Genomic DNA, 12,218 nt, shown 5'->3' on the forward strand with positions numbered 1-12,218 from the left:
CGCGGCTGTTGAACGCGAGCAGCCCTCCGCTAGTGTCGGGCCCGCGCTGAACGACAAGCCGAGGAACGCATGGCCGCCGATACGCTCGCCGGCATCAAGGTGATCGAGTTCGGGCAGAATCTGGCGGGCCCCTATGCCGGCCAGATCCTGGCCTTCCTCGGCGCCGAGGTGATCAAGATCGAACGGCCCGAGGGCGACGACGCGCGCGGCTGGGGCCCGCCCTTCATCGACGGCGACGCGGTCGGCTTCATCGCGCTCAACCGCGGCAAGCAGTCGATCGCGATCGACCTGACCAAGCCGGCGGACAAGGCACGTCTGATCGAGTTGATCGGCGGCGCCGACGTGTTCCTGCACAATCTGAGGCCCGACGTTCCGGCGAAGTTCGGCATCGACGACGACAGCATGACGAAGCGCTTCCCGCGCCTCGTCTATGCCGATCTCTCGGCCTTCGGCCATACCGGGCCGTGGGCGACACGGCCGGGCTATGAGCCGATCATCCAGGCGACCGCCGGCCTGATCAGCATCAACGGCGACCCCGACGGCCCGCCGGCACGCATCGGCGTTTCCATCATCGATCTCTCGACCGGGATGTGGACGGCGATCGGGATCCTGGCGGCGCTGCAGCGGCGCGAGCGCACCGGCCAGGGCGGCATCGTGCAGACTTCGCTGTTCGAGACCGGGCTGATGTGGCTCTCCAATCACATCGCGGGCTTCACCAATTCCGGCAAGGTATCGCCGCGCCAGGGCACCGGACACCCGAATCTGGCACCCTATCAGGCATTTCAATGCACCAACGGCCTGCTGATGGTGACGCCGGGCAATCAGCGGCTATGGACGAAATTCGCCGAGGTGCTGGGCCATCCGGAATGGCCGGCCGATCCACGCTTCACCACCAATATCGAGCGCATGCGGCATCGCGACCTGCTGATCGGCATGATCGAGGCGATCATGCGCCGCGACACCAAGGAGGCCTGGGCCGAGCGCCTGATGGCCGCCGGCGTCCCTTGCGGGCCGATCAATGAGGTTCCGGAGGTGATCGCGCAGGCCCAGGTCGCGGCGCTCGCCATGCTGGTGGCGCCCTACGCCGGCAACCCGACCCTTTTCCACGGCCTGCCGATTTCCTTCGAAGGCAACCGCGCCGGCGACGACCGGCCGGCACCGAAGACCGGCCAGGATACTTAGGAGAACTTCACGTACTGGAAATCGGCCGGCTGGTTGTTGATGCCGCGCGCCGGCGGTGCGATCCAGGACGCGAACTTGCCGGGCTCGCGCACCGGCTTCATCAGAGACTGGACATGCGCGCGATCCTGCTCGGTCGGCAGCCAGCGATCGACGGCCGCGTTCCACGTCTCCTTCGAGATCACCTCACCTTCCGGCGTCACATGCATGTTGGCGAAAGCGCCGATTCGCCGGTTGAAGGCCTGGTGCGGCAGCTTCAGCTCGAAATCGATGCCGTGCCGCTTGATGACCTGGTTCCAGCGCACCACGCCGCGGGCGCAATCGGTGGAGTAGTCATCGCGCAGGCGGGCGTTGAGCGAGGTCAGCGCCGGCTCGTCGCGGCTGGCGACGCGGCCGCCATCCAGCGCCAGCACGGGATAGAACGCGTCGGTCAGCCTGTGATCGTCCTCGCGCCGGCCTTCCTCGAACCGGCCCTTCAGGCCCATCGAGTAGAAGTTCGCCGCATTGGTCGAGATCTCGGAGCCGAACAGGTCGAGCGAGACCGAGTAGTGGAAGTTGAGATAGCGCTGCATGGTGTCGAGGTTGATGGCGCCGAACGGCGCCACGTCATGCACCTTGTGCTCGCGCATCAACTCGCAGGTGCGCTGGATGACGCGGCCGATACCGGTCTCGCCCACAAACATGTGGTGCGCTTCCTCGGTCAGCATGAAGCGGCAGGTGCGCGCCAGCGGATCGAAGCCGGACTCGGCGAGGCTCGCCAGCTGGTACTTGCCGTCGCGGTCGGTGAAATATGTGAACATGAAGAAGGAAAGCCAGTCCGGCGTCTTCTCGTTGAAGGCACCTAGGATGCGTGGCTTGTCCTCGTCGCCGGAGCGGCGCTCGAGCAAGGTCTCCGCCTCCTCGCGGCCGTCGCGGCCGAAATAGGCGTGCAGCAGGTAGACCATGGCCCAGAGGTGGCGGCCTTCCTCCACATTGACCTGGAACAGGTTGCGCAGGTCGTAGAGCGAGGGCGCGGTATGGCCGAGATGGCGCTGCTGCTCGACGCTGGCCGGCTCGGTATCGCCCTGCGTCACGATCAGGCGGCGCAGCACGCCGCGATACTCGCCCGGCACCTCCTGCCAGACCGGCTCGCCCTTGTGCTCGCCGAAGCCGATGGTGCGGCCGGCCTCCGGCTCGGCGAGGAAGATGCCCCAACGATATTCCGGCATCTTCACATGGCCGAAACTGGCCCAGCCTTTGGCGTCGACCGAGGTGGCGGTGCGCAGGTAGACATCGAGGCCCTGGTAGCTCTCCGGCCCCATCTCGCGCCACCAGTCGAGATAGCGCGGCTGCCATTCCTCCAGCGCGCGCTGCAGGCGACGATCGCGCGAGAGATCGACGTTGTTCGGAATCCGCTCGATATAGTCGATCGCCATCTAGACCCTCCCGCGGTCGAATTCGGGCCGTTGCCCGGTGCCGTAGCGCTTCAAGGCGCCGGCTGGTCCAACGGCATTGGGCCGCTGGAAGATCCAGTTCTGCCAGGCCGAGAGACGGGCGAAGATCTTGCTCTCCATCGTCTCCGGCCCGGGGAAGCGCAAGCTCGCCTCGAGCCCGGTCAGCGCGTCGGGCGAAAAGGCCGCGCGCTCCTCGATGGCGAGGCGCACCTCGTCCTCCCAGTCGATCTCGTCCGGCGTGAAGGTGGCGAGGCCGAGCTTCTCGGCCTCGGCGGCGTCGAGATCCTCGCCGATCCGGGCTGCCGCGTCGGCGATGGCGGTCGCGTCGTCCTGCAGGCGGGCCTTGAGCCGGGTCAGGCCGGTGACCATCGGATAGGCGCCGAAATTCATCGGCGTGAGACGCACGCGCGCCGGCGGGCGGTTGTCGCCCTCGATGCTGCCGTCCAGCATGTAGACGCGGTCGGCGGCCAGCAGGAGCTCGGCCAGGGTGCCGGCAAAGCAGGAGCCCGGCTCCACCAAGCCGAAGATCGTGCGGGCCGAGAGGTCGAGCCGCTTCAGCACGCGCTTGAGATAGAGCGTGGCCTCGCGGATGAACCAGTCGGAAGAGTCTCGCGCCAGCAGCGCGTCATAGGCGGCGACGGCGTCGAGCATGCCTTCGCTGCGCAACACCCAAGTGCCGATCGTTTCCTCGTTGAAGCGCAGATGCAGGATGGCATCGTCGAGTGCGCGGGCCAGCGAGAGTGGCCAGAACGCGGCGCCCTGCCGCTTGGCGACGGCGACGTCGTACGGCGGCGCATCCGTTGGCCCTTTGACAATGATCTCGACGGCCCCACGCTCGCGGTCGATCCGCAGCGTCAGCGTGTCGTAATCGATGCGGTCGCCATCGATGGCCCGCGCCAGCGGCGGAAGCGCGATTCCGGACTCTCCGGCGGGGCGTGCGCTCTGGGCGGCGAGCTCGGTCGCGCGCGCGGCGACGGTGTCGGTGAAGCGCGAGCGCGGCACCACCTCGTCGACCAGGCGCCATTCGACGGCCCGCTTGCCGCGCAGGCCTTCCTCTGTCGTGCAGAAGAAATCAGCCCGGTCGCGCCGCACCTTGCGCTTGTCGACAAGGCGGGTCAGCCCGCCGGTGCCGGGCAGCACCGCGAGCAGCGGCACTTCCGGCAGCGAGACGGCGGAGCTGCCGTCGTCGATCAGCAGGATCTTCTCGCAGGCGAGCGCCAGTTCGTAGCCGCCGCCGGCGCAGGCGCCGTTCACCGCCGCCAGCCAGACCTGGCCGGAATGCACCGAAGCATCCTCGATGGCGTTGCGCGTCTCGTTGGTGAACTTGCAGAAGTTGACCTTGTGGCCATGCGTGGCGCCGCTCAGCATGCGGATGTTCGCGCCGGCGCAGAACACGCGGTCCTTGGCCGAGGTGACCACCACGGCGCCGACTTCCGGATGCTCGAAGCGCAGCCGCAACATCGCATCCGCAAGCTCGATATCGACGCCGAGATCGTAGGAATTGAGCTTCAGCTCATAGCCGGGGAAGAGGCCGCCGCCTTCCGCCACGTCGAGCGCCAGCGTCGCCACCCGGCCCTCGACGGCGAGCTTCCAATGCTTGTAGCGGGAGGGGTCGGTGCGGAACTCGAGCATGCCGGCTACCGGGCTGTTTCATGCATTATAATGCATGTTGCCGGAGAAATCTGCATTATTTTTGAGATCTCGCCGGCCAGACCTGCGCGCTCAGGGCTGGCCGTGGCGCTCGCCCCGTTCCTGATTGGATATCCGGGCCTCCAGCGAACGGAGGCGATCGCGCACCCCGTCCCGCTCGGTTTCCAGCCGCCCGATGGCGATCTCTACCTGCTTGAGCGACTGGTTCAGCTGGTCCAGCGAGCGGTCGATCCGGTTGAAGCCCCAGACCAGGATGCCGGCGACGAGCACGATCGCGCCACGTGAGAGCACGTTGGCAATCGCGGCTTTTGCCTGAACGTCCCGGTGCGTTTCGGGATCAGCGTCCATTGCCGGCATGGAACACCTCCTGTCGAACCGTGACCAGGGCCGAGTCCAATCGGACGACCCCGGCCAGGCAGCAGGAATCGCGACAGCGCTCGAGCGCTGCCCACGCCAATCCGTCGAGATCTCTGGCTGGCTACTCCGCCGCCTGCTGCCGCGCCGCAATCTGGTCGCGGATCTCGTTCTCCACGACCTGGCGCGAGACATCGCGGATCACGCCCTCGATGCCGATGACATCGACCTCCGCCAGGTCGATGGGACCCAGCGATTTCGGCAGTCCGTAAACGAAGCCCTCGTAACTGACGATGTCATAGTCCTCGATAGAGGCCATCAGCTGCGGGACATGCAGCACCTCGCCCGCCGGCCCGCTGCCGCGTTCGGCGGACTTCCGGATTTGCTTCCCGGCTTCGGCACCGGCGCGCTCGCGGATCGTCCGCATGACGGTTTGCGCGTCGTCCGCAATGATGATGCCGGACTGACTTGTCGAGCCGGTTTCCCGCCACTTCACCTTCATGCCGTCGGGCACGCCGTAGAAGAGGCCATCAAACTCGATCAGCTTATAGCCGTGCAGCGAGGTCAGCGGCGTCGGCTTGGCATCCTGGCTGATCGCGCGAGCGGCAACGATATCCGTACCTGGAATCGGCTGCGGTACGGCAATGCGCGACCGGCCCGAACCGATCCGCGTGGCACCGGCGACGGCCTGGACCAGACCGCGCGGCGCGACATCGGATTTCTTCCGCGCGATTGCATGGTGTCGCGACGGCCAGATCGACCGCAGCTCCTGTCGCATCTTCTTCGGCAGAATGGCCTTGGTGATTCGCTCGTACGCCCAGGCGAGCTGCGACGGCGCGACGAGCTTGTCACGATCGATCGCGATGTAGTCGCCGCCGAGAGAGATGATCAATGGCCGTTCGGCCAAGGCAACCTGCTCGCCCTCGTCGCCGATCGCGCTGCCGGCACGGAACAGCGTTCCCGCCTGCCGCTGGCGCTCCTGCGAATCATATTGTCCGCGCGAATCCGCCCACTTGTTCGTGCGTTCGATCTCGACCAGGAGGACGGTGTCATCCTCCGCCGTCAGCACGCCCGCGATCGGCTTGCCTTCCGCCGCCGGCGCGAGATCGACCTCGCCGAGCTCATGCGGAACCGCGTACCATCGCTCCTTGAAGCGGTACACCTTATGCGTTTCCAGGTCGTGCACCAGCACCGGCGCATCGTTCGCCGCGGCCGGCGCGGCCTTATAGGAGCCGCCAGCGCGAGCCCCTCGATCGGTCGAGCGCACATCGGCAACGATCTGATCGACCCAAGCGCCCATCTTGAAGCCGGAATCGTAGAGCTTGGTGACGATGCGTTCGAACCGCTCTTTCCTGACCTGGGCGTCGATATAGGGCTCGACGCTGTACCAGGCATCGGCCGGCACATAGCGCTGGTTCTCGGCGTAGAGCTGCTCCTTGGAGGTGCGGAAGCGGATGCCGTACCGCTCCGGATCGATCCAGTAGACGCTGCCGTTGACCAGGATCAGTGGGTTGATGTTGGCGACCCGCCCGATATAGCGCCGGTTCTCCAGGATCAGGTCGACGCCCTCGTCGCAATCGGCGTCCGTCTCGCCCGGCACGCCGATGACCCAGTTGACCTCGGTATAAATGCCGGCTTCCCAGCAATCCCTGAGGTTCTGCCGGACCATGTCGACGGTATAGCCCTTCTTCTGCAGGCGCAGCGTGTTCTCGGAGAAGGCGTCGACGCCGAAGCGCAGCGCGACGAAGCCGGCGGCGTGCAGCTTGTCGAAAAAGGCGCGGTCGCTCGTCTTTTGAATGCGAAGCTGGCCGGAGAGCCGCACCTTGATATCGCGGCGGATAATCTCGTCGCAGATTTCCAGCAGCTTGTCCGGCATGCCGTTCAGGTCGCTCTCGTTGAACATGAAGAGCGTGCAGCCCTGCTCGACCAGCCATTCCAATTCGTCGACGAAGTTCTGCGGCGAACGGATGCGCCAGTAGAATCGCTCCGCGCAGAAGGTACAGCGCGACCAGCGGCAGCCGCGGCTCGCGATGATCGGGACCAGCTGATAGCCGTTGTAATTCCGGTAGATGCTGAGATCAGCCCATTCGTAGCGCGGCATGTCGAGCTGATCGAGATTGTGCTGCATCGGCGCCGGCACGAACATGCGGCCAGGCGTATCGTGACGCGACAGCACGCCGGGCACATCCTTCGGCCGCTCTCCAGCAGCAAGGCGCTTCACCAGGGGCCCGACGACGAGGTCGGCCTCGCCGATGCACATGTACTCGGCCTCGGGAAAGGCGCGCAGCCCGACATCAGCGTTGTAGCAGCTGAAGCCGCCGACCAGGATGACGATGTCGGGCAATCCCGCGCGCACCTTGTTGACCAGCAGCCGCGAGCATTTCTCGTTGCACTGCTGGATGGAGAGACCGAGAATCCTCGGGCGCGCCCTGATGATCTCGTTCGCCGCCTCCTCGATGATCGGCGCCAGATAGGCCAGTAGCTCCGGATTGTCCCAGAGATCGTAGTTCTCCGCCTGCCATGGATCGGTCGGCAGGATGCGCCCGCTGGGCAGGACGATCCTGCCGCCTTCATCGAACAGGCGACGGATGTGGAAGCGGTGATAAGCGACGATATCGAGATCGAAGGTCTCGAGATTGATGCCGGCCCGCTTCAGCGCATTGTGAACGTAGGCGAGGCCGTTCGGCATCAGCGCCAGATTGCGTGCCGGACAGTCGAGCAGGATCATATCCGTCGATCCGCTGAACTTTATGCGCGGCACCTTGATCGGATATATGTTGCGCGCGATCGGCGTCCAAGCCCGCATCGGGATCACGTCGAAGGCGATCTCCGAAAGCACGGTGGCGTCGATCACATCGAGGTCGTCGCGCAGGCCCTCTTCGGCCAGCATGCGCTCGACCGCGCGGGTTTCGCAGAGAAAGACCGTCTTCACGTCGCCAGGCAGCGCGTCCGGGGCGCAAACCGGAATGCCGGCCACGGCGCCCGAAACAGGACCTACCTCCGGCGTGATCACGTGCAGAATCTTCTGGCGCAGTTCCGGCGCCCGTTCGAGCAGGGGCTCGAGCAAGGGGCCGTTCCATAGGGCAAGGCCCGGCTTGCCCGCGAGATGGGCCGCCAGGCGACCGAGCAACGCGCGGCTTTCCGCGTCCATGACGGCGAAGCACTGGTACGGGCTGAAGCAGACCCGCGTACCCTCGACCTGCCAGTGCAGGCTGTTCCGCTCCAGGGTGACGTTTACGATGCCATTCAAGCGCTTGATCCTGTGCCAGGGCGCGGAGCACGGGGGTGACGACGACCCGCCAGCGTCTGATCCGGGCACGGCCGGCGCCTTAGCCACTGCCGATCCAAGCCGTCACCTCGGTCAATACAACCTTCCCAACGATAAATTGCAGGGAGTCTCACCGCAAGGGAGACGCCGCCGGTTCCGGCGCCGGCAGCGCCGCCACGATCTGCGTCGCATCCCAGCCGACGCGCAGATCCACCAGCTCGGCCGCCTCCGGCATCATCGCCTCGGCGCCATGTGCCGGTAAGCCGATGATGCGCTTGCCGTATTTGCGCGCCATCTCGACCTCCAGAAGGATCCATTTCCGCGCGCTCTTGCTCTCGAATACGCTGGACAACAGGATGACGGCGCAGGTCGGTGCGATCTGCTGCTCCAGCCACAGATGCACGCGCTGGCGGCCGACCTCGGTATTCGGGTCCAGGCCGGGGTCGTACCAGGGCACGCTGAAATTGCGCCACGACGATTTCAGCGTCGCGTCGAGCAGATCGCTCAGCCTGGTCCAATCGTCGTGGTATCGCCACGCATGCGTGATGAAAATATCGTAGACCTGCTCGTCCATCCTCGATGATTCCGCTCCGGTCGCCGCGGGCATTTCCGGCACCATAACAGATCGAGGGCGGTCACACCGAAAGCCCGTCGACGGAAATCTGCCTCGCTCGGCGTTGCGCCGCCGACGGCGCGGCTTGTAGTTTGGCTGGGCGCGGCTTATGTCGGCCTGGGCTCGTTCGTCGAAATCTCGAATCGAGAGCGCGGGACGTGGATTTCTATTTCTCGATCTGGAATCACCACAAGAACTCGCGCGAGATCATCCTGGATATTGCCGAGCCGGTGATAGCTGGGCTGCGGGACATCGGACACAATGTCGAGCTGGGTGACATGCCGCCGCGGCGGCATGTCATGAACATCGTGGTCGAGAATTTTCACTACCGGCGCGTGGCCGCTCAAGTGCGACCCTTTGATTTCGTTCTGGTCGCAACCGAGCGTCTCGACGGCGACGGTTTCAATGGCGAGCGCGGCACGCATTGGCGCAAGCGCTGGGCCAACTTTCCCCGCGTCGCGCGCGAAGCAGCAGCCATCTGGGCGGTCGGCGACTTCAATGCGGCTGGATACGAGGCCTTTGCGCCGACGGCGCAGATCACGCTCGGATGGTCGCCGCGCCTGGAAGCCGTGACGCGCGCCGAGCCGCCGCGCTTCGACATCTGTGCCTATGGCAACATGACCGGCGAGGCGAGGCGCGCGACGATCAAGACGCTGAGCAGCAGCCTGCGCGTCGGCACGGTCGATCTCGCAACCAAGGCCGAGCGGGACCGATTGCTGTCGCAGAGCCTGTTCTCTTACGGTTTCCGGCCGAATGCCGAAATGGCCTGCGCGTCGGTATCCCGCATCGTCTCTTCGCTCCGTCTCGGCATACCCGTGATCCAGGAGCGGGTGCAGATGCCGACGCCCCTGGTCGAAGCGCTGGAGATCGTCGAAGGGCCGGAGGAGTTGCTCGCCCGCTGGGACGAACTGCGGGCGAACCGCGCTTCAATTCTTGCCCGTCAGCTCGAAGCCTGGCGCCGCATCCCAGCCTCTAAGGTGATGAGCGATGCACTGGCTGTACTGCGACCAAAGCCGCAGCGCTTCTGGCGCACTGTGGAGCAGATCTTGCGCGCGAGCATTCCGAACAGGGGATACGTGCAACTTGCGCGCTGAGGCAAGCAGAATTCAAACGCAAGATACAATTGGCTGAGCGGGAGCGCTTCAAGGCCGTTTGCTTTCAGGTGAGCTGAGTGCCGGCATATTAGTCGAACACAACGCCCTCTTCGTCGACCGACAGCCCATCAGATCTTGAGCGTCCGGACGTTAGCGCGCTTGATGAAGGTCAGCAAATTGGGCTCCTCTTGCCACATTCGCTTGGAGACGCGCTTCAGAAAAAAACGACGCTGTTTGAGCGTAAGAAAGCTAGGAGCGAAATAGTGTGCGCCCTTAAGAGCGATGGGGGCGAACTCGCCGCCCTTAAACTGCAGCACCCAGAACCCTTCGTACCTGGTAACTCGGCCGAAGGCTTCATGCACTGCAAGCGTTACGCCCGGGTGGAAGCTTTTCTCCGGATCCGCATCCGAGTGAAATTCAAGATTGAGCCTAGCTTTCACCTCTTCGAGCGGCACGTCCGGTATCTGCAGATCCAGATCGTCGCCTGTTATCAAACCTCCATCCGCCAGAACTCGCTTGGACTCCCGGATGTCAAACGCAACATCTTCATATTTGTGGGAACCATCAATGTAGATCAGATCATAGGAACGATCAGGGAGGCCAGGGAGAACGTCCGTAGATAAGCCCCGCGTGTGATGAATCCTCACGCCGAACGCCTTCTCGGCAACTGCCGCATTGTGGCAGAAGATCTCATAGGCCTCGCCCGTCGCAGCCGCGTCGGTCATAGCGCGATGCCACTCGCCCAGTTCGAGTTCTTCCTGGGTGAAATACGGGACCCAGGGGTCGACACAATGAATATGTGACTCACGGCATTGCGAAGGGGTTCCATAACGCGCAATCGCCTCAGCAATCAATGCAGCAGAGAATCCGCACCAGGAACCGATCTCAAGGATGCGAATCGGCTGGCCTCGAACTAGTGCGAAGCGAACCGCTGCTTCGGCGTACGCCTGCTTCACCGGCGGCATTGCTTCGTGAGAGACGCCGCCTTTCAAGTGCCGGTACCGATGGACCAAGGTGCCACGGCTTCCAAGGCGCCCTAATAACCCCCGCATTCGAAACCCATGTCTTCTGTTTGAGGCCTTATAGCAACCGCATTCTGCGCCGAACAGGCGCCTCCTAAACTGTTCCCACCAGTTTGATTTCGGACTCAAGAACTCGCCGCGCATCCAAAATCGAACTCGGGCACACGGCCTGCAGCTGCGCCGGGCTTCTGGCTTCGCTGATCAACGGCGCAATCGCGGAAGGCATGTCGCGTAGTCTCTGTCTCAATGCGGCGATCGCCACAAATTCTGTCTTGTCCACTTGTTCCAATGCTCTTTGAGCGATGCGATCAGTCGCACGCAGCAAATCGTTTCTAGCTTTCCGGAGCGCGGTCAGTTGCAGTGCTCGCGCCTGTTCCATATCAACTAGAATGGCCCCGTCCACGAGCTTCCATGCGTTTCGGAACGTGCGATCGTCCGGTAGAGCGCTGGCGTCAAGAAGAACAACCTCGGCCCCTAACTCACGGACTTCCTCAGCAACGCGGATGGCGAATTGGTCCTCGCTTTCCGCGAACTCCGGTTCAAATCCTGCTGTCAGCAACCCATCCAATTGGTCGAGGCTAACCGCCGAGACAAACCGGATTGCCAAGCCAGCCCGCTGCATCCCCGAGACTAGACGCGCGCCAGGAGCGGGATAGACCACGGAAACGCCGCCTTGGGACCGGCTGTAGATGATAGCCTTCATGCTAGAGATCCCCGAAAAAGATCGCGCTTGCGTACAAGGCGTCACGAAGAGCGTTCGAATCGCCGACTGTCAGGAATCGGAACGAGGTCGTGGTTGGGTCAATGAAGTTCGGCCCAAGCGCGCTACGCTCTAGACCGCCGCCGCCGCCGGGGCCCGCAGACGTGGCAAAGGCATATCCGGCCGTTGAGAACGGCGTAGAGAAATTCACGGAGTAATCGCCTACACCGTTGTCCGTGATCGAAGCGACGTTGTAGGAACTACGAATGGTCACCGCGCCTGTTCCATTAAAGCATACCCACGCCTTCGCCACGCCCGGGTGCCACTTCATCGCGAGCGGCGAGACAACCGCCGCGTTGGAGACGGCGGCTTCCATCTCCGCCTGAGTCGCAATTGTCAGCGGCGGCGTCGTCGCCCGCTGATAGGCCACGCAGCGCACCACGCCGCCGGCAAAGCCGCGGAACACCGCCACGTCGCCGGCCGCCGTCGCGATATTCGCCGCGCCGGGCAGCACAAGGCTCGCGCCATGCGTCAGGATCAGCGCGCCGGTGAAGCGCACCGCGCGCATGCGGCCGGCACCGAGCGTGATGGCCGTGATCGTCGTCGTGCCGGTCACGTCCACCTGGTCGCCGGTGGCGGCGTCGAGGTTGAGGGTCGCGGCGCTGGCGATGTCGGCGCCGTTGGCGCGCGTTGCGTCCTGCGCGGCCACGGCGCTCGCCGCCTGGAACACCGCCGCACCCCCGGCACCCGCGCCGAGCGTGGCCCGAGCGGTCGCGGCGTCGCCGTCATCGAGCAAGGTGGCGGCGAAGCCGGAGACGAGCAGGGACGGCGCCGCGCCGGCGATCGCCACCGGCGCGCCGGCAAGGTCGAAGCCGAGCAGGTGCCCGGCGCGCGCGGGCACAGCC

Annotated in this window: 9 protein-coding genes and 1 pseudogene; 2 read left to right on the top strand and 8 right to left on the bottom strand. The window is 64.6% G+C overall.

What is annotated here, in order from left to right; translation table 11 throughout:
* The first annotated feature begins 69 nt into the window (after positions 1-69).
* Positions 70-1,182 (top strand): CaiB/BaiF CoA transferase family protein, encoded by a 1,113-nt coding sequence (locus DT074_RS20090; protein ID WP_119421649.1) that lies wholly within the window; start codon positions 70-72, stop codon positions 1,180-1,182.
* Here DT074_RS20090 and boxB read toward each other — a convergent pair.
* From boxB to DT074_RS20115, 5 genes are all read right to left on the bottom strand, one after another.
* Positions 1,179-2,594 carry a benzoyl-CoA 2,3-epoxidase subunit BoxB gene (gene boxB, locus DT074_RS20095; protein WP_119421650.1) on the bottom strand — a complete coding sequence of 472 codons (1,416 nt, stop codon included), beginning with the start codon at positions 2,592-2,594 and terminating at the stop codon, positions 1,179-1,181. The two genes, DT074_RS20090 and boxB, sit on opposite strands and share 4 nt — an antisense overlap.
* Positions 2,595-4,244 (bottom strand): 2,3-epoxybenzoyl-CoA dihydrolase, encoded by a 1,650-nt coding sequence (gene boxC / locus DT074_RS20100; RefSeq protein WP_119421651.1) that lies wholly within the window; start codon positions 4,242-4,244, stop codon positions 2,595-2,597. It lies immediately after the preceding gene.
* A gap of 90 nt (positions 4,245-4,334) precedes the next feature.
* Positions 4,335-4,619: a hypothetical protein gene (locus DT074_RS20105; RefSeq protein ID WP_162915035.1), complete on the bottom strand. Its 285-nt coding sequence runs from the start codon at positions 4,617-4,619 to the stop codon at positions 4,335-4,337.
* A 121-nt stretch (positions 4,620-4,740) separates the two neighbouring features.
* Complete coding sequence (locus tag DT074_RS20110) at positions 4,741-7,866, bottom strand: B12-binding domain-containing radical SAM protein (RefSeq protein ID WP_119421653.1); 3,126 nt, start codon at positions 7,864-7,866, stop codon at positions 4,741-4,743.
* 148 nt (positions 7,867-8,014) lie between these two features.
* Positions 8,015-8,458: a TIR domain-containing protein gene (locus tag DT074_RS20115; RefSeq protein ID WP_162915036.1), complete on the bottom strand. Its 444-nt coding sequence runs from the start codon at positions 8,456-8,458 to the stop codon at positions 8,015-8,017.
* 197 nt (positions 8,459-8,655) lie between these two features.
* On the opposite strand from DT074_RS20115, the gene DT074_RS20120 reads away from it, so the two are divergent.
* On the top strand, positions 8,656-9,591 hold the full coding sequence (locus DT074_RS20120) for a hypothetical protein (protein WP_119421655.1): 936 nt from the start codon (positions 8,656-8,658) through the stop codon (positions 9,589-9,591).
* Between the two features lie 128 nt (positions 9,592-9,719).
* Here DT074_RS20120 and DT074_RS20125 read toward each other — a convergent pair whose 3' ends face one another.
* From DT074_RS20125 to DT074_RS20135, 3 genes and pseudogenes are all read right to left on the bottom strand, one after another.
* On the bottom strand, positions 9,720-10,547 hold the full coding sequence (locus DT074_RS20125; protein WP_162915037.1) for a class I SAM-dependent methyltransferase: 828 nt from the start codon (positions 10,545-10,547) through the stop codon (positions 9,720-9,722).
* A gap of 160 nt (positions 10,548-10,707) precedes the next feature.
* Positions 10,708-11,316, bottom strand: a complete 609-nt coding sequence (locus DT074_RS20130) for a hypothetical protein (RefSeq protein ID WP_119421657.1) — start codon at positions 11,314-11,316, stop codon at positions 10,708-10,710.
* Between the two features lies 1 nt (position 11,317).
* Positions 11,318-12,218: pseudogene (locus DT074_RS20135) on the bottom strand (hypothetical protein); the annotation flags it as partial.

The organism is Desertibaculum subflavum, from assembly GCA_003576705.1.
In the GTDB taxonomy this organism is placed as follows: domain Bacteria; phylum Pseudomonadota; class Alphaproteobacteria; order Ferrovibrionales; family Ferrovibrionaceae; genus Desertibaculum; species Desertibaculum subflavum.